We start from the raw sequence: 24,203 nt of genomic DNA, 5'->3' as shown, positions 1-24,203 counted from the left end.
GGTCAACCTGGCCTGGGCGCTGGCGCGCATGCGCCGCGCGCTGGCCGGCGCCGGCGCCGACTGGCGCCAGGCGCTGGAACGCGAGGCGCAGGCCATCGCCGACGAAGACCTGGCCGCCAACCGGCGCATGGGCGCGCTCGGCGCGGCCCTGATCGAACCCGGCCGCGGCGTGCTGACCCACTGCAACACCGGCTCGCTGGCCACCGCCGGCTTCGGCACCGCGCTCGGCGTGATCCGCGCCGGCGTCGCCCAGGGCCGGATCGAGCGTGTGTTCGCCGGCGAGACCCGGCCGTGGCTGCAGGGCGCGCGCCTGACCGTGTGGGAGCTGGAGCAGGACGGCATCGCGCCCACGCTGATCGCCGATTCGGCCGCCGCGCATTTGCTCAAGAGCGGGCAGGTGGGCTGGGTCGTCGTCGGCGCCGACCGCATCTGCGCCAACGGCGACACCGCCAACAAGATCGGCACCTACCAACTGGCCATCGCCGCGCGCCACCACGGGGTCAAGTTCATGGTCGTGGCGCCGTCCTCGACCGTGGACATGGCCACCGCCTCGGGCGATCTGATCGAGATCGAAGAACGCGATCCGGCCGAACTGTTCGCCGTCGGCGGCGCGCGCACCGCGGCCGAGCGGGTCGGGGCCTGGAATCCGGTGTTCGACGTGACCCCGCACGAATTGATCGACGCCATCGTGACCGAGCGCGGGGTGATCGAGCGCCCGGACGCGGCGGCGATGCGCGCGGCGTTTTCCGCCGGCTGAAGCCCGCGCGCCGTCGGCGCGCCGGATGCGCGCCACCGGCACGTTTCCAAGGAGAAGGACGATGCCCGAGCGCCACGACCTGCCCGCGCTGATCGCGATCGATCACGACGATTACCACGCCGAACACATCGGCCGGCTCGCCGACGGTCGCCAGTTCTTCCTGACCACGCCCTTCGCCGGCGCGCTGCAGGGCTCGGCCGGCAACGAGTTCGTCGCGCTGTACCTGTTCGACGCCGCCGGCACGCTGCTGGAGGCGCGCATCGACGAATTCGGGCCGCGCGCGCAGATGGACCGCGAGGCGCGCAACCGGGTCTACGAGCAGCGCCTGGCCGAGCTGGGCGAAATCGAATTCGACCGGATCCAGATCGCGCCGTTCTCGCTGACGCGCTTCGGCGTCGAGTTCGGCCTGATCCCGAACTGGCCGCAAGACGAGGGCGAGCAGCTCTCGATCAGCCTGCAGCCGGGCGACTACATGGCCTTCTTCGAGCCCTGGGACAGCGGCGACTACGACACCTGAGCCCGCTTTCCCGAGCCCCGGGAGGCGCTGTGCGCGGGCGTCGCGGGAGCGGGCCGCGACGGCAGGCGAGGGCGCGCGGCCGGAGACGGAAACCCGGTTTTGCCGCGACCGCGGCGGACGCCGCGGGCCGCCCGCGCGCAAGGGCCGCCGCGGATGTTGCAGCGCAGCTGAAAAACCCCGCCAAGTGCTTGTTTCTGCGTGGGAATCGGGCCCATGCGAAAGCGGTTTTGTGCTATAGTCGCGTGTCTCTTTGATGCCGCCCCTAGCGAGCTGCAGGACAGGCCCGCCGGGCTCGCGTTTCCGGCAGGTTTGTCGTGTTGGTTGCGCCGTCGTTCCCGCGGGAATGGCGGCCCCGTTCGCGCGGGGGCGTCCGAATCACTGTACGCAGCAACGGAACCCTGATGGCCGAACTCGCCAAGGAAATCATCCAGGTCAATCTCGAAGACGAGATGCGCCGCAGCTACCTCGACTACGCCATGAGCGTGATCGTGGGGCGCGCGCTCCCCGACGTTCGCGACGGCCTCAAGCCGGTGCACCGCCGCGTCCTGTACGCGATGAACGAGCTCGGCACCCACGCCAACAAGCCGCACTTCAAGTCGGCGCGCATCGTCGGCGACGTCATCGGCAAGTACCACCCGCACGGCGACCAGTCGGTGTACGACACCCTGGTGCGCATGGCCCAGCCGTTCTCGCTGCGCTACCTGCTGGTCGACGGCCAGGGCAACTTCGGTTCGGTCGACGGCGACGACGCCGCGGCGATGCGTTACACCGAAGCGCGCATGACGCGCCTGACCCACGAGCTGCTCGCCGACATCGACAAGGAAACCGTCGATTTCCAGCCCAACTACGACGAGAAGGAACTCGAGCCGACGGTGCTGCCGACGCGGGTGCCGAACCTGCTGGTCAACGGCTCGGCCGGCATCGCGGTGGGCATGGCCACCAACATCCCGCCGCACAACCTCACCGAAGTCATCAACGCGACCATCGCGCTGATCGACGAGCCGGAGATCGACGTCGACGGCCTGATGGCCTACATCCCGGGCCCGGATTTCCCGACCGCGGGCATCATCAACGGCACCGCCGGCATCGTCGCGGCCTACCGCACCGGCCGCGGCCGCGTGCGCATGCGCGCGCGCGCCGAGATCGAGGTCAACCAGGACACCGGCCGCGAGGCGATCGTCGTCACCGAGATCCCCTACCAGGTGAACAAGGCGCGGCTGATCGAGAAGATCGCCGAGCTGGTCAAGGAAAAGCGCCTGGAAGGCATCAGCGAGCTGCGCGACGAGTCCGACAAGGACGGCATGCGCATCTTCATCGAGGTCAAGCGCGGCGAAGCGGCCGAAGTGGTGCTCAACAACCTCTATCAGCAGACGCAGATGGAGTCGGTGTTCGGCATCAACATGGTCGCCCTGGTCGACGGCCGGCCGCAGCTGCTGACGCTCAAGCAGGTGCTGGAAGCGTTCGTGCGCCACCGCCGCGAGGTGGTGACCCGGCGCACCATCTTCGAATTGCGCAAGGCGCGCCAGCGCGCGCACATCCTGGAAGGCCTGACGGTCGCGCTCGCCAACATCGACGAGATGATCGAGCTGATCAAGACCTCGGCGAATCCGAACGAAGCGCGCGAGCGCATGCTGGCCAAGACCTGGGAACCGGGCCTGGTCGGCGCGTTGCTGCAGGCCGCCGGCGCGGAAGCCTCGCGTCCGGAAGACCTGCCCGCGGGCGTGGGCCTGCACGACGGCCGCTACCAGCTGACCGAAGTGCAGGCCAACCAGATCCTGGAAATGCGCCTGCACCGCCTGACCGGCCTGGAGCAGGAAAAGCTCACCGAGGAATACCGCCAACTGCTCGAAGCGATCCGCGGCCTGATCGAGATCCTCGAGAACCCCGACGTGCTGCTCGAGGTGATCCGCACCGAGCTGCGCAACCTCAAGGAAGAGTTCGGCGACGAGCGCCGCAGCGAGATCCGCGCCAGCGAGGAAGACCTCGACATCCTCGACCTGATCGCGCCGGAAGACGTGGTGGTGACGCTCTCGCACGCCGGCTACGCCAAGCGCCAGCCGGTCAGCGCCTACCGCGCGCAGAAACGCGGCGGCAAGGGCCGCAATGCGGCGGCGACCAAGGACGAGGACTTCATCGACAAGCTGTGGCTGGTCAACACCCACGACACGCTGCTGACCTTCACCAGCGCCGGCCGGGTGTTCTGGCTGCCGGTGCACCAGCTGCCCGAGGCCGGCCCGAACGCGCGCGGCCGCCCGATCATCAACTGGCTGGCGCTGGAAGCCGGCGAGCAGGTGCAGGCGGTGCTGCCGGTGCGCGAGTACGACGAGGACCACTTCGTGTTCTTCGCCACCCGCAACGGCCGGGTCAAGAAGACCCCGCTGACCGAGTTCGCGTTCAAGCTGGCGCGCGGCAAGATCGCGATCAACCTCGACGACGGCGACGCGCTGGTCGACGTGGCCCTGACCAACGGCGAGCGCGACGTGATGCTGTTCGCCTCCAACGGGCGCGCCGCGCGCTTCGCCGAATCGACCGTGCGGCCGATGGGCCGCACCGCCGGCGGCGTGCGCGGCATGCGCCTGCTGGCGGCGTCGGCGGCGGAGAGCGAAGGCGACGACGCGGCCGTGGCCGAGGGCGATGTCGACGCGGTCGACGCGCCGAACGACAGCGGCACGGTGGTGGTCAGCCTGGTCGTGGTCGAAGGCGACGGCGACATCCTCACCGCCAGCGAACGCGGCTACGGCAAGCGCACGCCGGTGGAGGACTACCCGCGCAAGGGCCGCGGCACCCAGGGCGTGATCGCGCTCAAGACCAACGAGCGCAACGGCGCCCTGGTCGGCGCGATCCAGCTCAGCGACCACCACGAAGTGCTGATGATCTCCGACGGCGGCACCCTGGTGCGTACGCGCGCGGCGGAGATCTCGCAGGTCGGCCGCAACACCCAGGGCGTGACCCTGATGCGCTTGTCCGAAGGCGAGACCCTGCAGACCATCGAGCGCGTGGACGCCTCGCTGGACGACGAGGACGGCGAGGGCGAACCGGCCCCGGCCGCGCCGGCCGCGGACGCGGCGGGCGAAGCGCCCGAGGCCCCGGCGCCCGAGGCCTGAGGCCGGCCGGGCATCGGATCGCGATGCCCCGGTCGAGAAAACGCCGCCTTCGGGCGGCGTTTTTTTTGGGCCGCCCTTGTCGAAACCGGGGCGCCTCGTTCGTCGCGATAGCAGAAGCCCGAATACGGCTCGCCGCCGACCCCGCGGAGCGACCATGCTGCAGCGCACGACCCGGCCGAATGCCGGTCTGCGCGCAGCCGATCAGCGCGCGGCCGCGATTGCGGCTGCGCCGCGGCCGGTGCTAGCGTGCCTCGCTGCTGCGGCCGGCCCGTTCGCGGCCGCTCGTTATTCGGTTCTTCCGCTTCGCACACCGCCCCCCGAACCGCCACCGGAGACCGCCCCATGCACACGTCCGCGCTTTGCCTGTTGACCTCGCTCGCCCTGTTCGCCGGCACCGCCGCAGCGGCGCCGGCGACCTACAAGATCGATCCCTCCCACACCTATCCCAGCTTCGAGGCCGACCACATGGGCGGCCTGTCGAAGTGGCGCGGCAAGTTCGACAAGTCCGCGGGCAGCATCGTGCTCGACAAGCAGGCCGGCACCGGTACGGTGGAGGTGAGCATCGACGTCGCCAGCGTGAACTTCGGCCTGGATGCGATGAACGAAGAGGCCAGGAAGCCGATGCTGTTCGACGTCGCCAAGTTCCCGACCGCGACCTACAAGGGCAAGCTCGCCGGGTTCAAGAACGGCAAGCCGGGCAAGGTCGTGGGCACGCTGACCCTGCACGGCGTGACCCAGCCGCTGGAGCTGCGCATCGACCAGTTCAAGTGCATGCCGCATCCGATGTACAAGCGCGAGGTCTGCGGCGCCGACGCCAGCGCGAGCTTCCAGCGCGACAAGTTCGGCATGAGCGCCGGCAAGGATTACGGTTTCGACATGACGGTGAACCTGCGCATCCAGGTCGAGGCCATCGTCGAGGAAGGCGCCGCGGCGAAATGAGCGGCGCGTGCGGTGCGCGCGAAGCTCGCGCCCGCGCCGGTCGCGCAGGCCGGCGCGCGCGCGCCGCACGGCGCCCGCGCAGTCCGCACGTTCGTGCGCGGGCGCTGATGACAAACCGCACTAGGGCGCGCCGCGTGCGGCGCCCACAGTCGGGCAGGGCGGCGAACCACGCGAATCATGCTGCGTAGCGACGCCGCGCGATTTCCCCACACAGGGCCCAGGGCCCGCAGGAGGACGCATGAGTTACGTCGACGGTTTCGTGGTCGCGGTGCCGAAGGACAACATCGCCGCCTATCGCAAGCTCGCGCGCAAGGCCGGGAAAATCTGGATGGAGTACGGCGCGGTCGCCTATTGGGAAAACATCGGCGACGACGTTCCGCCGGGCAGGCTCACCTCGTTTCCGATGGCGGTGAAGCTCAAGCCGGGCGAGGTGGTGGCGTTCTCGTGGATCGTCTACAAGTCGCGCAAGCAGCGCGACAAGATCAACGCGCAAGTGATGAAAGACCCGCGCCTGCAGATGGACATGCAGAACGCGCCGTTCGACGCCAAGCGCATGATCTACGGCGGCTTCAAGTCGCTGGTGGTGCTGTAGGCCGCGACACCGCGCGAACCGCCGCGCCGGAGCGATCCGGCGCGGCGGCGATGGCGCCGATGGTGTCGGTCGCGCCGCGGCTTACCTCGCCGCAGCCGCCTTCTTGACGGTGTGGCTCTTGGCGCCGGTGCTGAAAGGATCGGCGATGAAAGCCGAGATCTCCTCGTTGGCCACGCGGGTGAACACGCCCGGATAACCGGTCGCGCCGCAACCGGCGCCGCGGCTGACCACGCCGACCTGGAGGAAGTTCTTCTCGCCCGGCAAGGTCACGAACAGCGGACCGCCCGAGTCGCCCTGGCAGGCGTCCTTGCCGGTGCGGCCGGCGCACAGGTCGAGCGGGGCGCTGGCGAGCATGTTGCTGTCGCGGTACGCATATTCGCATTCGGCGTAGGACACCACCGGCAACTGCACTTCCTGCAGGCGGTTGGGCTGGCGCACGCCGTTGCCGCCGGGCGGGAACGGATTTTGCTGGATGGTGTTGCCCCAGCCGATGTTGGTCAGCTGCGTGCCCGGACGCTCGAGCGCGTCGGTGCCGGCGCTGACCAGCGCGACCGGTTTGATCTTGTCGATCGGGGCTTTCAGGATCAGCACCGCGACGTCGTAGCCGCCGTCGCCGGCCAGGTACTTGGGATGCACATAGGCCGAAGCGACTTCGGCCTTGACGCCCTGGGCGTCGTTCTTGAGCGCGGTGCGTCCGGCGACGACCGAAAAATCCGCGGCCTCGAAGCCGGCGACGCAATGCGCGGCGGTCAGCACCAGCCAGCGCGAAATCAGCGAACCGCCGCACCAGTGATTGTCGTAGGCGTTCGCGCCGCCGAGCAGCTTGAGCTGCACGGTGACCATGAACGGGAACTTGCCGTTGGCGACGTCGACGCCGCCGATGATCTGCGGGCGCACGATCTCGCCTGGCGCCTTGTCCGCGGCATGCGCGGGGGCGGCCAGGGCGGACGCGGCCAGCAGGCCGGCCAGGGTGATCCATTGCAGGGCTTTCATGGGTGTTTCTCCGTTTTGAAGTGGCGATGGTTGAATCGCGGGGACGAGTCGTCCCGCTCCGCTGCGCGAACGCAGCGAATCGATGCCGGCGGGGATGCCGTGCGCGTAGTCGGCGGGACAGGGGAGCGGACGCGCGGGCCGCAACTCAGGAATAGCGCTGCGCCGCGCTCATCGCGCGGGTGCGGCGGCGTCGAAGACGCTGGGTTGTGTGTGGGCTATTCCAGAACCACAACTCGATTACAAGGTGTGCATGCAGCGTGCGCGCGAGTTTGCGAGAAGCTCGGAGCGAGCGCTCATGCGAGGTTTCGCTCCGCAGCGCACGCGATGCCCATGCGGCGGACCTTGCGGGAAGCGTCCGATCCGGCGCTATCGAAGCAGGCGGCGGGACCGGCCTGACCGAACGCTGCGCGCTTGCGATCCGCGACAGTCAGCCGCGCACGTCGCAGTCGGCCTTGATGGCGATGCAGGAACGTTCTCCCTCGTAGGACTGGTTCAAGATCGTCTCGCTTCCGGGGACCAGCGTGCCCGCCAGGGCAGCGCATTGAGCTGCGATCCGCTCGCGAACGATATGAGCGGCGTAACCCATGCCGCCGATGTAGCATCCGCTCGCGCCTACCGGTCGATAAGGATTGGCGGCGATCGGCCCCACATACAGCAGCCGATTGGCCGAACCGGGCCCGGCGTCGCCGACGACGCCCTGGGTGGCGTTGTTCTGAAGCGCCTCGCGCACCTCGGCTGGACTGGCCGCGGGATGATCGTGCAAATAGACGGCGGCAGCGCCGGCGACCATCGGTGCCGAGTACGAGGTGCCGCTGCCGTACGAATAGCCGTTATCGCTTTGGTAATCGGCCAAGGTCAATCCGACTCCGGGCGCGAACAGGTCGACCTTGCCGTAGTTGCCGAAGGGCGCGCGCGTATCGACGTAGTCGGTCGCGCTGACGGAAATGGCTTCCGGGGCGCGCGCGGGCGTGGAGCGGTTGGCGTTCTTGTTTTCGTTGCCGGCCGCGACCACCACGGTGATGCCCGCCGCGACGGCGCGCCGCACGGCGCGGTCCTGAGGGGTGCGCCAGTTGAACCAGCGGCGCCAGAAGCCGGGCGGCGAGCCGTAGCTGATGTTGACGACCGCGGGTTTGACGTGATGGCGCGTAACCCAGTCCAGCCCGGCGACGATGGTCGACGTGGTCAGCGAGTTCAGCGGGTTGTAGGCGACGCCGCCGCACCCGGCGATGCGCACGGAAATCAGGTTGGCCGCGGTCGCCACGCCCAGCGTGCTGCCGCCGGCCGCGCTCGCGACCGCGGTGCCGTGGCCGTTGCAGTCGTCGCGCGAACCCATGAAGCGGATGAAGTCGGCTTGCTGGCTGGCGCGGCCGCCGAACTGCTCGTGCGAGCGGCGGAATCCGGTGTCGAGCACGTAGATGTTGACGCCCGAGCCGTCGTTGGCGGGAACATAACGGCCGTCGCCGGGCCGCTCGCGTTGATCGACGCGGTCGCGGTTCCAGTACTCGGCCGGCTCGCCATAGGTGTCCTCCTCGACCGACTCGACCACGGCATCGGCGCTCATGGCCTGGGCCTGCGCGGCCGTGCCGGTGAAGGAAAAACCCTGCGCGCTGGGAAAGACATTGATGACCGCGCCACCGTAGCGGTTCAACAAGTCTTGCGCGAGCGCTTCGACCGAACCGTCGGGCGTGTCTTCGCGGAAGCTGACGACGTACTGGCCGGGAACCGGCGCCTGCGACGGCAGGAACTTGGGCACCTGCACCGCCGGCACCTCGCCGGCCGAGTTCCAGGCGTTGGCCGGCTGGTCGTCGATGGCGGTCCAAAAGCGCGTGCCGGCCGGCAGTTGCCCGGCCGCCCAGAACGTCCAGCCGCCACGGGATTGAAAATCGGCGCCGTAGCGGCCGTCGTGGAATTCGGCCAGGCGCCAGCCTGCGCCGAAGCGGTCGGCGCAGATCTCGTCGCCTTTTTCCCGCGAGGTCAGCACCGCGCCGTGAATCGCGGGCGTGGTCTTGACCTCGCCGCCGAGCCAGCCCTGGTCGTAGCCGTAGGCGATCCCGCCCGGCGCGGCGCGCCCGTCGACGCTCGCGCACAGCAGCGGCAACTCCGTATCGATCCGGGTGTCGCCGAGATAGGCGTTGGAGGCGGCGTCGGCGCCGACGCGGACCAGGCCCTCGCCCTGGTCCAGCACCGTCCAGGTCAGCGCCTTGCGGTAGTCGTCGCTGGCGTTCGCCTCGCCGAGCGCGGCCAACGCGGCGAGCGCCGCGAGCGCCATGACTGCGCGGCGCGCGGCCGCGGTCCCCGCCGATCCGGCGGCGTTCGCCGCGCGGGGCCCGAAACTACGATTCATGGTGTCCTCCTTGGACCGTGTTGCCCGCAGCGGGCGTTCCAGCTCGCCGATGCAGCGCGCGAGCGCAGGTGCGGCCGTTCGATCCGGCCATCGCGATCTTGATCGGTCCGCAGTCGCGCCCGGAGCCGGCTGCGTCGAAAAAACCGAACGCCGCGCGTGACCGTCGTCGCAGCCCCGGAAAAAGAAAAACCCCGGCCGAGGCCGGGGTTTTCCTGGGCCGTGCGGCCCGTCGCATCCGTGCGCTCGTTCAACGCATCAGAACGTGATGCTCCACTTGTCGATGCGGCCGGTGTCGGCGTTGGCGTTGTCGTTCACCCGCAGCTTCCAGGTGCCGTTGAGCGGTTCGCTGGAGAGGTTGAAGGTGAAGGTGCCGGTGATGTTGTCGGCGCTGCCGCCCGAACGGTTGCTGATGTTGTACAGCGAGCCGTCCGGCGCGACCAGGTCGACCTTCAGGTCGCCGCGGTAGGTGTGGATGATGTTGACCGTCACCTGCGCGTTGGTCGGCGCGTTGCCGGTACGGCCGGAGACCGTGATCGGGCTGTCGACCGTGGCGTTGTCGTTGATCGCGTAGTCGGTGTCGTTGGTGTAGGTCTGGCCGCCCGGGCCAGGGCCGCCGCCGGGGCAGTCCACGCCGACCTGCAGGAACGCGTCGGAAACGTCGGCCAGGGTGAAGCCCAGGTCGGTGGCCGCCTGTTCGACGCCGCAGGCGCCCTGGTTGAAGTCGGTGCTCGGGGTCCAGTAGTCCTTGTTCGCCTTGGCGAAGACCTTGAACGCCTTGACCGTACCCCAGCCGGACTTGCTGGCCAGCAGGTAGAAGGCCTTGTTGTACACGCCCGAGGAGTAGTGGACGTCCAGGCCGTTGTAGTAGTTGCTGGCGTGGCCGATGGAGCGGCCGTCCTGCGGCGGGTTGGCCATGTAGCGCAGCGCGCCGGTGCCCTTGAAGATCTGCGCGCCGACCAGGAAGTCGTTGCTGCCGCGCATGTAGAACTCGGCGGCTTCGCCGGCGATGTCCGAATAGGCTTCGTTGATGCCGCCGGACTGGCCGGAGTACACCAGGCCCGACTGCTGCTCGGTGAAGCCGTGCGAGACCTCGTGCGCGGCCACGTCGAGCGCGACCAGCGGATAGAACGTGGTCGCGCCGTCGCCGAAGGTCATGGCCGAGCCGTCCCAGAACGCGTTCTCGTAGCTGGTGCTGTAGTGCACGCGCATGCTCAGCTGGAAGGTCAGCGGCGGGGTGCCGACGTAGCTGTTGTACATGTCGAACACGACATGGCCGAAGTAGTGCGCATCGTTGAGCGGCGAGTACGCGCCGTTGATGGTCTTGACCGTGTTGCGCGGGCAGGTGTACGAGAACGCCGTCGTGCCGCTGGTGCCTCCGTTGAGGTTCACCGTCTTCACGTTGGTGTTGTTCATCGTGCAGGTGCTGCCGCTCTGGGTCACGTCGTTGAACCCGAAGTCGGTGCCGTACTCGTACTGGCCGGTCTTCTGGTTGCCGCCGGGGCCGGTGCCGACCAGGGCGTGGTTCAGGCCGTCCCACTGCTTGAGCACCTTGCCGCTGCTGGCGTCGACGATGACGAACGGACGCATCGGCGAGCCGCCCTTGGGCGCGTCGGCGAAGTAGTTGACGACATAGGCGACGTGGGCCTTGCCGGCGTCGTCGATGTAGATCATCTGCTCGCTGCTTTCGTTGCGCGTGACCAGCGCGGTGGCGCTCTTGCCCATGCCGGCGCTCTTGGCCACGCTCAGCGCCTGCGCGCTGTCGAACTTGGCCTTCAGGCCGGCCGGCAGTTCCGAGGCGAGGCCGGCGACCGAGCGGCCGAACAGCGCGCGCACGTTGCCCTTGGCGTCTTCGCGCACGACCACGTGCTCGCCGAACACCGGCAGGCCGTTGTAGGTCTGCTGATAGCGGTAGTTGCGCGAGCCGTCGGCGTCGACGCTGCTCTTGAGCAGCTTCAGCGAGGACTGGGCGTCGAGCGCGATCAGTTCGGCATGGCGCACGTTGGCCTTGGCGGCGGCGCCGGACTTGGCGGCGACGGCCTGGTACTGCTGGTTGAGCTTGGCGACGTCCACGCTGTGCAGGTCGACGCGTTGGGCCGCGCCGGCGGCGCCGGCGACGAGGGCGAGCGACAGAGCGAAGGACAGGGCCGATACATTGCGATTCACTGGTATTACCCCCAAACGAGTTATGGATGGTGGCCGCGTTCGCGGCCGGCTCTCAGTGCTCGTGCAATCCGCTCCCCCGTAGCCCGCGGCGACGCTCTCGGACGATCCGTGCCGCGAGGGCGCTGCGTTGCCGGACTTCGTGCGGATACCGCGCTGGCGCCGCGCGGCGGAGGGACGCTAGGGGCGGCACGAAAAAACCGTCAACGCGGGTTGCGCAGTTCACAGTGCGAATGCGACCTGCGCATGTGCGCGCGCAACACGGTTTCGACTGAAAGCATTGCGCCGCCTTGGCTGTGGCGCTTTGTCGCGAAATCGGCCTTCGAAACATCGCCGTAATAATGTTTCACTGATGTTGCTGCGATGCAGCAGGATATTGCGGATGCGGGTAGGGGGTTGGGATGCCTTATGCGTTGAATTAATGTGACTGCGGTCGTCTGCAAGCGATTTCAGCGGGAAAAGCGCCCAAAGCCGCGGCGCGCGCCGTAGCGGTCTTATTTCTCAGTTTCCCTTTCGCCGATTATGTCCATCGGCTGATGTGACCCGTGCACGCGCGTTTCTGTTAGGCCCATTGCAGTCCCGGATCATTATGTTTCTTCATGAGTCCGGGCGCGTTGCGGAAACCGGAACGGTGCCTCATATCCTTGCCGCAGCCGCCGGTGCGACGGCGGCGCGGATTTTTCCGCGGTGGAAAATCCGCAGAAAAAACCCCGGCCGGGGCCGGGGTCGCCAATACGTAAAAGCTCCGAAGGCCGGCGCGGCCGAGGCCGCGCCGGCCGGGTTGCGGTTACTGCGCGGTCACGCCGACCTGGCGGAAGGCATCGATGACGTCCGCGGTGCTGTAGCCCAGGTCCGCCGCCGCCTGGCGCACGCCCTGGCCGCCCTGGTTGAAGTTGGTGCTCGGGGTCCAGTAGTCCTTGTTGGCCTTGGCGAAGGCCTTGAACGCCTTGACCGTGCCCCAGTTCGGCTTCTTGGCCAGCAGGTAGAAGGCCTTGTTGAACACGCCCGAGGAGTAGTGCACGTCCAGGCCGTTGGTGTAGTTGCTGGCGTGGCCGATCGAACGGCCGTCGCGGGTCGGGTCGTCGAAGTAGCGCAGGGCGCGGCCGGAGGCCTTGAAGATGTCGGCGCCGACCAGGAAGTCGTTGCTGCCGCGCGCGTAGAACTCGGCGGCTTCGCCGGCGATGTCGGAGTAGGACTCGTTGATGCCGCCGGACTGGCCGGAGTAGATCAGGCCCGACTGCTGCTCGGTATAGCCGTGCGAGGCCTCGTGCGCGACCACGTCGAGCGAGACCAGCGGATAGAACGTGGTCGCGCCGTCGCCGAAGGTCAGGGTGCGGCCGTCCCAGAACGCGTTCTCGTAGTTGCGGCTGTAGTGCACGCGCAGGGCCAGCTGGAAGGTCAGCGGCGACAGGCCGGTGTAGGCCTGGTAGGTGTCGAACACGACCTTGCCGAAGTAGTGCGCATCGTTGAGCGGCGAGTACGCGCCGTTGATGGTCTTCACCGTATTGCGCGGGCCGGTGTAGGAATAGGCGGTGGAACCGCTGGTGCCGTGGTTGAGGTTGACCGTCTTCACGTTGGTCGTGTTGAAGGTGTAGGTGCTGCCGCTCTGGGTGACGTCGAGGAACGGACGGCCGCCGCTGCCGTACTCGTACTGGCCGATCTTCTGGTTGCCGCCGGGGCCGGTGCCGACCTGGGCGTGGTTGAGGCCTTCCCACTGCTTGAGGATCTTGCCGCTGGCCGCATCGACGATCGCGAACGGACGGCTCGGCTCGCCGCCGCCGACCGTGTCGGAGACGAAGTCGACCGCATACGCCAGGCGCGCCTGGCGGGCGTCATCGACGAAGATCACCTTGCGGCTGTTCTCGTTGCGGATCTGCAGCGCGGCGGCGCGCTTGCCGTGCACGGCGGCCTTGGCCAGGCCGAGCGCCTGCGCGGCGCTGAGCCTGGCGTCGAGCTTGGGCAGGTCGGCCTTGAGCCCGGCGACCGAGCGGCCGAACAGCGCGCGCACGTTGCCCTGCGCGTCTTCGCGCACCACCACGTTTTCGCCGAACACCGCGACGCCCTGGTAGGTCTGTTGATAGCGGTAGTTGCGCGAGCCGTCGGCGTCGACGCTGCTCTTGAGTTGGGTCAGCGAGGAGTCGGTGTCGAGCGCGATCACTTCGGCGTGGCGCAGGTCGGCCTTGGCGACGGCGCCGGATTTGGCGGTCGCGGCCTGGTACTGGCGGTTGAGCTTGGCCACGTCGACGCTGTGCAGGTCGATCACCTGCGCCGCGTCGGCGGCGCCGGCGGCGAGGACCAGCGAAAGGGCGAGGGACAATGCCGATACGTTGCGATGCATGGGAATGCTCCGGAGGTGAGGGGAGAAAATGACGGCCGTGTCCGCGGGTTTCTCGCGGATGCCGCGGCGTGTGCGTGCGGCGGAATCGACGCTAGGCAGGCGGCCGGGGGCGGGCAACGCGGCGTGCCGCGGTCACATTCGGAACGCGACGTTTTCCGAGGCGGTTTTCGCAGCGGTTTCGGGCGAAACCGTTGCCGCGCCTGGGATACGTAAATCCCGGATTCAAAAGGAGAAATGTTGAAAATAGTAATAGTGTTTCAACGATTATGCTGCAGTGCAGCATAAGATTGGGGTTGGAGCGAGGGTTCGCCGGGGCGTGCGGGATTGGATTATGTGATCGGTATTTAATTTCGATCCCTTCGGGAGATTTTTCCGGAGAATCATGGAGATTCGAATTGGGTGCCGATCCCGGGAGAATTCGCCGGTCAATATGCGCTTGTGACGTATTTTTCCGTGGTTCTGCGGCTTGGCGCAGCATTATCGGAAATCGGTCGCGCACATAACCTTTGCTCATGGCGGCGGGTATGAGAAGGAAACCGAAACCAGCGCACAGATCGCCCGCAGCGCAAGTGTCGTCGGCGCCCTGTAGGAGCGGCGCGAGCCGCGACCGCGAGGTCGCACGATTGCGGCGCGACCATGAGCCCCGCGGTCGCAGCTCGCGCCGCTCCTGCAGGAAGCGCTCACGACGGATCGGCGGACCACGCCGCGCCGCGCTCACATCCGCCCTCATCCAGCGATTACCGCGTGCATGCGCACGCTCTATACTCGTCGCAGTTCCCTGAGAGATACGCATGATGCGAACGCAGCCCCTGGACGGACCCGCGGATGGAACCGCCCTCTCGAGACCCACGCCGCGCACCCGCGCCGGACGCTGCAGCGGCCCGTTGATGCGGGTCGCGGCCGCCGTGTTGATCGCGGCCACCGCCCTCGTCGCCGGCTGCAAGCGCGATGGCGGCGGCCAGCTGCCGCAGGCCAGCGGCGAGGCCATCGTGGTCAAGCGCGAGGCGGTCAAGGGCTTCGCCCTGGTCGCGGCCTATCCGGACCAGAAGCGCGGCGACGAGCTCGCCATCGCCCTGGAATTCAGTCAGCCGCTGGTCGGCACCCAGGACTTCGACCAGTTGCTGGCCGTGACCGACAAGAACGGCGCCGCGGTCGAAGGCGGCTGGGTGCTCGACGACGGCGGCAAGATCCTGCGCTTCCCGCATGTGGAGGCGAGCAAGGACTACACCGTCACGATCAAGCCCGGCCTCACCGCCGCGGCCGGCGACCGCATCGGCCAGGCGCTGAGCAAGCAGGTCTACACCGGCCCGCTCGAACCGGTGGTCGGCTTCGCCTCGCAGGGCAGCGTGCTGCCGGCGCGCGACAGCCGCGGCCTGCCGGTGGTGTCGATCAACGTGGCCGAAGTGGACGTCGAATTCCTGCGGGTCAAGGACAAGGAACTGCCGAAGTTCTTCGCCGAGTACCAGCGCGGCGGGCGCAAGGGCAGCTGGGAGCTGGAGCGCGACTGGGACGAGAAGAAGCCGCTGTCCAAGCTGGCCGAACCGGTCTACGTCAACCGCTTCGTGCTCGGCGGCAAGCCCAACGAACGCGTGCTGACCTACCTGCCGCTGCAGGACATCAAGGAGCTGCAGCAGCCCGGCCTGTATTTCGCGGTGATGAAGCGCGCCGGCCAGTTCAAGGACGAGTTCGAGACCGCGTTCTTCACCGTCAGCGACCTGGGCCTGCACGCGCGCGCCTACAAGAACCAGTTGTTCGTGCACGTGGCCTCGCTGGAGAAGGGCGAGGCGGTCGGCGGAGTGGAACTGAAGGTCATCGGCGCCGACGGCGAACCGGTGCTCAAGGGCCAGACCGACAGCAACGGCAATGCGTTGCTCAACTACAAGCTCGACGCGGCGCAGGTGCTGATCGCCGGCAAGGGCAGCGACGTGTCGATGCTGCCGTTCAACCAGCCGGCGCTGGACCTGTCCGAATTCGCCGTGGCCGGGCGCGAGCAGGCCTGGTTCGACGTGTTCGCCTGGTCCGGGCGCGACCTGTACCGCCCCGGCGAGACCGTGCGCCTGTCGGCGCTGCTGCGCGACCAGGACGGCAAGCCGATCGACACGAAAGGCAAGGCGATGCAGCCGGTGTTCCTGCGCTACGTGCAGCCCGACGGCAAGACCTTCCTGGAAACCCGCCTGCAGCCCGATGCGCAGGGCTATGTGCGCCACGCCCAGCTGATTCCCGCCGACGCCGCCACCGGCCGCTGGCGGGTCGAGTTCCGCACCGATCCGGCCAGCAAGGAGGCGGTGCAGGGCATGACCCTGCGGATCGAGGAGTTCTTGCCCGAGCGCCTGAAGCTCGACCTCGGCGCGCCGGCGGTGCTGCGCCCGGGCCAGCCGTTCAAGCTCGATGTGCAGGCGGCCTATCTGTACGGCGCGCCGGCCGCGGGCAACCGCTTCACCGCCAAGATGACCGTGGCGGTGGAACAGCACCCGCTGGAGCAGATGCCGGGCTATTTCTTCGGCGACCCGACCCTGAGCCTGCCGAAGGAGGCCAAGGACGTGATCGACACGTCGCTGGACGACGCCGGCAAGCTGCAGCAGGACATCGCATTGCCCGACGAGGCCAAGCCGGTCAGCACCATCGCGGCGATCGTCACCGGCAGCGTCTACGAGAGCGGCGGCCGCAGCGTCAACCGCAGCGTCAAGCGGGTGCTGTGGCCGGCCGACGCGCTGGTCGGCGTGCGCCCGTTGTTCGACGACAAGGACGGCGCCGACAGCAACGCCACGGTCGGCTTCGAGCTCATGCGCGTGGGCAGCGACGGCAAGCCGCGCCCGGCCGCGGGCGTGCGCGCCACCCTGGTGCGCGAGCGCCGCGACTACCACTGGAACTACGGCGAGGACGGCGGCTGGAAGTACGACTTCACCCGCCGTTTCGAGGATGTGGAAACGCGCAGCGTCGATCTCGGCGCCAACGCGTCCAGGCTCAGCTTCCAGGTCGAGTGGGGCGAGTACCGCCTCGACGTGTACGACCCGCAGACCAAGATCACCACGCGCTATCCGTTCCGCGCCGGCTGGAGCTGGGACGACCAGAACCGCGGCCTCGACGCGCGCCCCGACAAGGTCAAGCTGGCGCTGGACAAGACCGCGTACAAGTCCGGCGATACGCTCGAGGTGACGGTGACGCCGCCGCATGAGGGCCCGGGCCTGCTGATGGTCGAAACCGACCGCATGGTCTATGTGCAGGCGATCAAGGCCAAGGCCGGCAGCAAGTTCAAGATTCCGGTCACCGACGCCTGGGAGCGCCACGACGTCTACGTCACCGCGCTGGTGTTCCGCGGCGGCAGCGCGCCGAGCAAGATCACCCCGGCGCGCGCGGTCGGCGTGGCCTTCGTGCCGATGGACCGGCGTGAACGCAAGGTCGCCGTCGGCCTCAACGTGCCGAAGCTGATGAAGCCCGAGCAGGACCTGCCGGTGACCGTCAGCGCGCCGCAACTGGCCGGCAAGGACGCCTACGTGACCGTCTCGGCGGTCGACGTGGGCATCCTCAACATCACCCGCTTCCCGGTGCCCGACGCGGCCGCGCATTTCTTCGCCCAGCGCCGGCTCGGCGTGGATTCGTACGACGTGTACGGCCGGGTGATCGAAAGCTTCGACGGCGAGAGCGCCAAGATCCGCTTCGGCGGCGACATGGCCTTGCAGGCGCTGCCGCAGGCGCGGCGGCCGACCGCGCGGGTGCAGACGGTCGATCTGTTCGCCGGGCCGGTCAAGCTCGACGCCCAGGGCATCGCCCGGATCAAGCTGGCGGTGCCGGACTTCAACGGCACCTTGCGGGTGTCGGCGCTGGTGTATTCCGGCGGCAGCTACGGCAACCGCGACGCCGAGACCGTCGTGCGCGCGCCGGTGCTGGCCGAGGCGAGCACGCCGCGGGTGCTGGCGCCGGGCGACAGGAGCAACGTGACCCTGGACGTGCAGAACTTCACCGGCAAGCCCGGCGAGTTCAAGGTCAAGGTCGAGGGCATCGGCCCGCTGTCGCTGGACGGCGGCGAGCACAGCCTGAGCCTCGGCGTGGAGGCGAAGAAGACCCTGACCTTCCCGGTGACCGCGCGCGAGGGCTACACCGTGGCGCAGGTGCGGGTGCAGGTCGACGGCAACGGCTACAAGGTCGACCGCCGCTACGACCTGCCGGTGCGTCCGGCCTGGCCGTCGGTTTTGCGCTCGCGCACCCGCGTGCTCGACGAGATCGGCGCGATCCAGCTCGGCAGCGATTTCGCCGAAGGCCTGATGCCCGATTCGGTCAGCGCGCGCATGGTGGTCAGCGCGCTGCCGCCGATTCCGTTCGCCAGCGCGCTGCAGGGCGCGCTGGACTACCCGTACGGCTGCGCCGAGCAGACCACGAGCAAGGGCTACGCCGCGCTCGAACTCGACGAGGCCACGGCCAAGATGCTCGGGGTCAAGGGCATCGACGCCAGGCAGCGCCGCGCGCGCATGGAAGGCGCGTTCGGCCGGCTCGCGGCGATGCAGATTTCCTCGGGCCACTTCTCGATGTGGGGCGACGGCGATTACGTCAATCCGGGCCTGACCCCGTACGTGGTCGAGTTCCTGCTCGACGCCCGCGACGCCGGCTTCGCCGTGCCCGAGACGATGCTGCAGAAGGCGCTCAAGGCGCTCGGCGAAGACTTGCTCGCGGGCAACGCCTCGTTCTACGGCTACGACCGCCGCGAACACCTCAAGTTCGCCTATCAGGCCCATGCAGGCTACGTGCTGGCGCGGGTCAACCGCGCTCCGCTGGGCACCTTGCGTGCCTTGTACGACAACGACCGCAAGCAAAGCCTGACCGGCTTGCCGCTGGTGCATCTGGGCCTCGCGCTGAGCCTGCAAGGCGACAAGGCGCGCGGCGCCAAGGCGATCAAGGAAGGCTTCGCCCGCGATCCGTCGCAGCGGCCCGACTACCTGGGCGACTACGGCAGCCGCCTGCGCGACGATGCGCTGATGATCGCGCTGGTGCACGAGCACAAGCTCTCGCAGCCGGAGTTCGATGCGCGCGCGGTGGCGATGGGCCGCGACCTCGATGCGCGCCGCAACAGCGGCTGGCTGTACCTGAGCACGCAGGAGCAGGTCGCGCTGGCGCGGCTGGGCAAGGCGCTGATGGCCGACCAGGGCAAGCAGCTGTCGGGCCGCTGGACCGTCGCCGGCGCGTCCACCGACGCCGATCCGGCCAAGCTGATCGGCCGCGCGTTCGACTTCGCCCAGTTGGCCGCGGGCGTCAGCTTCGCGCCGAACGGCCCGACCCCGCTGTACGCCAGCTTCGAGGTCGCCGGCGTGCCGCGCACGCCGCCGGCCGCGGACGGTTCGAAGATCGAGGTGACGCGCAAGTACTACACCACTGAAGGCAAGGAATGGTCCGGCGGCAGCCTGGTCGAAGGCGAGGCGCTGATCGTGCAGGTCGCGATCAAGGCGCGCAGCGCGATGCCCGACGCGCTGCTGACCGACCTGCTGCCGGCCGGCCTTGAGATCGAGAACTTCAACCTCGGCGACGCCAAGCAGTGGGCCGGCGTGGTCGTGGACGGGATCGAGATCTCCGAGCGCTCCAGCGCCGCCGACGTCAAGCACGAGGAGTTCCGCGACGATCGCTACGTCGCCGCGCTCAAGCTCGACGACGGCCGCACCGCGCGGGTGTTCTACCTGGTGCGCGCGGTGACGCCGGGCACCTACACGGTGCCGCCGTCGCTGGTCGAGGACATGTACCGTCCGGAGCTGCGCGGCGTCGGCAAGGCCTCGCCGGCCAGCCTGACGGTGCGCCAGCCGTGAGCGCCGCTCGCGGCGCGGCGGGGCGCGCGCTGCGTCCCGCCGCGGTGTGCCTTGCCTTGTGCGCGGCGCTGTTGCTGGTATCGGCCGGATGCAAGAAGCACGGCGCGCAGACCACGACGCAGGCCGCGGAGGCGTCCGCCACCGCGGCGCCTGCGGCGGCCGCCGGTCCGGCCGTCGACCCGGCGCTCAATTGGGGCGGTACCACGCCGCACGACCGGCCGCCGCAGCGCGATCCCTTGATCGAGCAGGCCGACGCGATCCTGCGCAAGGCCGATCCGGGCTTCGATCGCTTCGAGGTCCAGTACGTCACCGGCGATCTCGACCGCGACGGCCGCGACGATGTCGCGGTGGAATACGGCATCGGCGAAGACGGCGCGATGCGCCACGTCGCCAAAAGCATCCGCGTGCTGCTGGCGCGCGCGGGCGGGCTGGAGCTGCAGCCCGACCAGACCGAAAAATTCGCCGATTGCCCGGCGCTGCGCGAGATCCGCGACGGCCGCCTGTGGGCCGACGGACTGGAAGCGTGCATGCTGCCGTTTCCGCGCACGCTGGCCTATTACCAGTTCGAATGGCGCAACGGCGCCCTGGCGCGTGTGGCGGAGGAAACCGCGCAAGAACGCGTGCTGTCGCGCTTGCAGGCGATGCGCGCGGCGGTGCTGGCGGGCAAGTGGACGACGCTCGACCGCAATCTGCGCGCGGGCCCGCTGCCCGCGGCGACGGACGCGGCGGCGGACCAGAAGCCGCCCGGCAAGACCGCTGCGGCCGAGCCGGTATTCGCCGACGCGCAGCGCCGCCGCGCCTTCGCCGATGCGGTCGGCCTGCTCGGCCATCTGCAACTGCAGCGCCTCAACGATCACGAGGCGCTGGCCAGCCTGGTCAAGCCGTCCGGTCCCCAGGCCGGCGAGCGCCGCCTGCACATCGACACCGCGCCCGAGGACGGAGCGGTCGAGGTCGACGGCTACACTTACGTCGTCGATGCGCGCGCCAGCCTGGAATGGCCGGACGGCGACGGCGTCGGCTATCACCTGCGCTGGCGCCTGATCGAAGGCGACCTGTACCTGGAAGAGGCCGGCGAGCACGACCTCGACGGGCTGGAACGCTGAGCCGGCCGCGCATTTTTTCGGCCCGATCCCGGGCCGCGCCACACGAGCGGCCCCCGCCGTTCGCGAACGTTCGCAAGGAGCGATGCATGCCTTACACCCGACTGTCCGCCGCGTTGTTGCTGAGCCTGTCGCTGGCCGCCTGCCAGTCCGGCGACAAGCCCGCCGATGCGGCCGGCGCCGGCGCCGATGCCGCACCGGCCGCGGCCCGGCCCGCCGCCAAGCCGGCCGACCCCAAGCAGACCCTGCAGGCCGCGTTCGCCGCGCTGCGCAAGCGCGTGCCCGACTTCGAGCGGCTGGGATCGGAGCATCTGATCGGCGACCTCGACGGCGACGGCGTCGACGATGTCGTCGTCGCCTACGGCGACGGCACGCCCGACGCGCAGATGGCGACGCTGAAGAAGTGGGCCGCGATCATGAGCCGCCCCGGCGGCCCGCAGCTGCTGCCGCAGAGCGACACGGCTGACGATTGCGTGTACCTGGACAAGATCGCCGGCGGCAAGCTGTACCTTGAGGTGCCCGACATCTGCACCGCGGCGCGGCCCAAGACCCGCGACTACCTGACCTACGCCTGGAACGGCAAGACCCTGGCCAAGATCGACAGCCAGAGCGCCGACGCGCGCCTGCGCCAGCGCCTGGGCGCGCTGGCCGACGCGTTCGCGCGCAAGGACAAGAACGCGATCCTGGCCACGTTCAAGTTCCCGCTGCCGTTGCATTCGGTGCCGGTGCAAGGCACCGCGCTGGGCGAGCAGGCCGAAGCCAACAAGGACACGATCGACCGGGCGATGGCCGAGCGCCATTTCGACGACCTGTTCCCGGCCGAGCGCCTGGCCGACTACGCGCTGCTGCTGGGCGAGGTGCGCGCGCTGCAGCCCAAGCCCGATGCCGAAGGCGGCGAAACCGCGGTCGGCCAGCGCCGCCAGGGCGAGGAAACGCAGTGGTCGGAACTGCACATCGACTGGGATCCCGACGAAGACCGCGACGAGGACAACCAGGAACTGATCCAGGCCCGCATCGAGATCAGCGGCGGCATCGGCAAGGACGTCAAGGCCGAAGCGAACACCCTGGGCGAAGTGCTCGACCGCGAACAGGCCAGCCGGCGCGTGTACGAGGAAATGCGCTTGTTCCTGATCGACGGCGAACTGCGCCTGCAGTTGCCCAACGGCGCGGGCTGAGCGGCGGTGCAGGGCAGGCCTGCGGGACAGGCCTGCTCCCCCAGGCCAGCGCTCCACAGGCCAGCTCTCTACAGGCCAGCTCTCTACAGGCCAGCTCTCTACAGGCCAGCTCTCTACAGGTTTGCTCTTGTGGGAGGGACTTCAGTCCCGATGCTCTTCTCTCAGTCCGCTTCGAACAGGCAGAGGTTTCGGCGACCTGAGAAGAAGGCGTCGGGACTGAAGTCCCTCCCACAACGACTCCAGGCCTGAGGCGCTCCGACAAGAACTCCAGGCCTGAAGTCCTGCCACAACAGCGTCGAGGCTCAAGCCCTCCTACACCACCGCCGAAGTTTTCCATGCCGTCCTCTTCCGCCCCCGCCACGCCGCCGCGCCGCCACCGCCTGCGCCGCGCCGCGCTGTGGGCGACGCTCGCGCTGGCATCGCTGGCGAGCGTGGCGATGCTGCTGGATCTGGCCTTCCCCTTGCCGCTGCCGCGCGCGCGCGACGCCGGCGCGGTGGTGGTCGCGCGCGACGGCACGCCGCTGCGCGCGTTCGCCGACCGCGACGGAGTGTGGCGCTATCCGGTCGAGACGTCGCAGGTGTCGCCGCTGTACCTGCAGGCGCTGCTGAACTACGAAGACCGCTGGTTCTGGCGCCATCGCGGCATCAATCCGGCGGCGATGGCGCGCGCCGCCGCGCAGTGGCTGCGCAGCGGGCGCGTGGTCTCCGGCGGTTCGACCCTGACCATGCAGGTCGCGCGCATCCTCGACGCCGAGCCCGGCGAGCGCCGCCGCAGCCTGTGGGCCAAGAGCCGGCAGATGCTGCGCGCGCTGCAGCTCGAAGCGCATCTGTCCAAGCCGCAGATCCTCGCCCTGTACCTCAACCGCGCCCCGTTCGGCGGCACCGTCGAAGGCGTGGAAGCGGCGAGCTGGGCGTACCTGGGCAAGCCGTCCTCGCGCCTGTCGCACGCCGAGGCCGCGCTGCTGACCGTGCTGCCGCAATCGCCGAGCCGCCTGCGCCCCGATCGCGAACCCGAGCGCGCGCGCATCGCCCGCGACAAGGTGCTCGCGCGCATGGCGCAACTGGGCGTGTGGACGCGCGCGCAAGTCGCCGACGCCAAGGTCGAGCCGGTGGTGGCGCGCTCGCTGCAGCCGCCGCGGTTCGCGCCGCTGCTGGCGCAGCGGCTGCGTTTCGCCGATCCGCGCGCGGCGCGGCTGGTGTCGACCATCGATCCGGGCTTGCAGCGCACCTTGGAAGACCGCGTCGCCGCATATTTTTCGACCTTGCCCGAACGCACCTCGGCGGCGCTGCTGGTGGTCGACAACGCCAGCCTGGAAGCGCGCGCCTACGTCGGCTCGGTGACCTTCGGCGACGCGGCGCGGCTGGGCCATGTCGACATGGTCCAGGCCTGGCGCTCGCCGGGCTCCACGCTCAAGCCGTTCCTGTACGGGCTCGCGCTCGACGACGGCCTGATCCATTCGGAAAGCCTGTTCGTCGATGCGCCGCAATCCTTCGGCGGCTATCGGCCGGGCAATTTCGACACCGCGTTCAACGGGCCGGTCGGCGCCGCCAGCGCGCTGCGCCTGTCGCTCAACATCCCGGCGGTGGATCTGCTCGACCGGGTCGGTCCGGCGCGTTTCTCCGCGCGCCTGGCGCATGCCGGCATCGACCTGCACTGGCCGCGCGGCGCGCAGCCGAACCTGGCGATGATCCTCGGCGGCACCGGCGCGCGGCTGGAGGACCTGGTCGGCGCCTACGCCGCGTTCAACCGCGGCGGCATCGCCGGGCGGGTGCGCTATCGCCGCGGCGAACCCGTCGTCGAACGCCGCCTGTTGTCGCCAGGCGCGGCCTGGATCGTGCGCGAAATCCTCGAAGCCAACCCGCGCCCCGGCAGCGTCGAACAGACCTTCGACGCCGGCGGCCGCCCGCGCGTGGCCTGGAAGACCGGCACCAGCTACGGCTTCCGCGACGCCTGGGCGCTGGGCAGCACGCGCCGCTACACCGTCGGCGTCTGGGTCGGCCGGCCCGACGGCACGCCGTTGCCGGGCCAGTACGGCGCGGTGACCGCGCTGCCGCTGTTGTTCGAGACCATCGACAGCCTGCCGCGCGTGCGCGGCGACGCGGTGCCGCTGCCGCCGCCGGCGAGCGTACGCCAGATCGAGATCTGCTGGCCGCTGGGCCTGCCGCCGGATCCGGCCGAGCCGCAGCTGTGCCAGCGCCGGCGCGAGGCCTGGACGCTGGACGGATCGGCGCCGCCGACGTTCGCCGAACGCGACGCGCGGCTGTGGAGCGCGGGCGTCGAGCGTTTCGAAGTCGATGCGCGCAGCGGCCTGCGCCTGTCGGCCGAGTGCGCGCGCGAACACGTGCGCGAGGCGCGCGCGCTGGCGCGGTGGCCGGCGCTGGCCTCGCCGTGGCT

The 24,203-nt window shown here is 69.3% G+C and carries 13 protein-coding genes and 1 pseudogene; 9 read left to right on the top strand and 5 right to left on the bottom strand.

Annotated elements, in window-relative coordinates; translation table 11 throughout:
* The 5 genes from mtnA to A7A76_RS11410 form a co-directional block, all read left to right on the top strand.
* Nucleotides 1-757: S-methyl-5-thioribose-1-phosphate isomerase (gene mtnA / locus A7A76_RS11430; RefSeq protein ID WP_206411299.1), on the top strand; the 757-nt coding region annotated here is incomplete at its 5' end.
* Between the two features lie 61 nt (nt 758-818).
* A complete protein-coding gene (locus A7A76_RS11425) occupies nt 819-1,274 on the top strand; it encodes a hypothetical protein (protein WP_206411298.1) in 456 nt (151 codons plus the stop codon).
* A 401-nt stretch (nt 1,275-1,675) separates the two neighbouring features.
* Entirely contained in the window at nt 1,676-4,378 is a 2,703-nt protein-coding gene (gene gyrA, locus A7A76_RS11420; protein WP_206411297.1) for a DNA gyrase subunit A, read from the top strand.
* 342 nt (nt 4,379-4,720) lie between these two features.
* On the top strand, nt 4,721-5,317 hold the full coding sequence (locus A7A76_RS11415) for a YceI family protein (protein WP_206411296.1): 597 nt from the start codon (nt 4,721-4,723) through the stop codon (nt 5,315-5,317).
* A gap of 238 nt (nt 5,318-5,555) precedes the next feature.
* Nucleotides 5,556-5,909 (top strand): DUF1428 domain-containing protein, encoded by a 354-nt coding sequence (locus A7A76_RS11410; RefSeq protein ID WP_206411295.1) that lies wholly within the window; start codon nt 5,556-5,558, stop codon nt 5,907-5,909.
* 81 nt (nt 5,910-5,990) lie between these two features.
* Here A7A76_RS11410 and A7A76_RS11405 read toward each other — a convergent pair whose 3' ends face one another.
* The 4 genes from A7A76_RS11405 to A7A76_RS11390 all read right to left on the bottom strand — a co-directional run bounded on the left by A7A76_RS11405 (nt 5,991) and on the right by A7A76_RS11390 (nt 13,744).
* On the bottom strand, nt 5,991-6,902 hold the full coding sequence (locus A7A76_RS11405) for a S1 family peptidase (protein WP_206411294.1): 912 nt from the start codon (nt 6,900-6,902) through the stop codon (nt 5,991-5,993).
* A gap of 427 nt (nt 6,903-7,329) precedes the next feature.
* The gene (locus A7A76_RS11400; RefSeq protein WP_206411293.1) at nt 7,330-9,171 is read right to left on the bottom strand and encodes a S8 family peptidase; all 1,842 of its coding nucleotides are present in this window, start codon (nt 9,169-9,171) and stop codon (nt 7,330-7,332) included.
* A 330-nt stretch (nt 9,172-9,501) separates the two neighbouring features.
* Nucleotides 9,502-11,409 (bottom strand): M4 family metallopeptidase, encoded by a 1,908-nt coding sequence (locus tag A7A76_RS11395; RefSeq protein ID WP_206411292.1) that lies wholly within the window; start codon nt 11,407-11,409, stop codon nt 9,502-9,504.
* 784 nt (nt 11,410-12,193) lie between these two features.
* Nucleotides 12,194-13,744: a M4 family metallopeptidase gene (locus A7A76_RS11390; protein WP_206411291.1), complete on the bottom strand. Its 1,551-nt coding sequence runs from the start codon at nt 13,742-13,744 to the stop codon at nt 12,194-12,196.
* 887 nt (nt 13,745-14,631) lie between these two features.
* On the opposite strand from A7A76_RS11390, the gene A7A76_RS11385 reads away from it, so the two are divergent.
* The 3 genes from A7A76_RS11385 to A7A76_RS11375 all read left to right on the top strand — a co-directional run bounded on the left by A7A76_RS11385 (nt 14,632) and on the right by A7A76_RS11375 (nt 21,808).
* Entirely contained in the window at nt 14,632-19,533 is a 4,902-nt protein-coding gene (locus A7A76_RS11385; protein ID WP_206411290.1) for an alpha-2-macroglobulin family protein, read from the top strand.
* Nucleotides 19,530-20,636 (top strand): hypothetical protein, encoded by a 1,107-nt coding sequence (locus tag A7A76_RS11380; protein WP_206411289.1) that lies wholly within the window; start codon nt 19,530-19,532, stop codon nt 20,634-20,636. The genes A7A76_RS11385 and A7A76_RS11380 overlap by 4 nt, the downstream gene beginning before the upstream one ends.
* Nucleotides 20,637-20,722: 86 nt before the next feature.
* Nucleotides 20,723-21,808: a hypothetical protein gene (locus A7A76_RS11375; RefSeq protein ID WP_206411288.1), complete on the top strand. Its 1,086-nt coding sequence runs from the start codon at nt 20,723-20,725 to the stop codon at nt 21,806-21,808.
* 113 nt (nt 21,809-21,921) lie between these two features.
* On the opposite strand, the pseudogene A7A76_RS26525 reads toward A7A76_RS11375, so the two are convergent.
* Nucleotides 21,922-21,966: pseudogene (locus A7A76_RS26525) on the bottom strand (hypothetical protein); the annotation flags it as partial.
* A 177-nt stretch (nt 21,967-22,143) separates the two neighbouring features.
* On the opposite strand from A7A76_RS26525, the gene pbpC reads away from it, so the two are divergent.
* Nucleotides 22,144-24,203: penicillin-binding protein 1C (pbpC, locus tag A7A76_RS11370; RefSeq protein ID WP_206411287.1), on the top strand; the 2,060-nt coding region annotated here is incomplete at its 3' end.

Origin of the sequence: Lysobacter enzymogenes (assembly GCF_017168095.1) — a bacterium.
GTDB lineage: Bacteria > Pseudomonadota > Gammaproteobacteria > Xanthomonadales > Xanthomonadaceae > Lysobacter > Lysobacter enzymogenes_D.
Note: the sequence above shows the minus strand (reverse complement) of the source record. Positions and strands in the feature narration are given on the sequence as shown.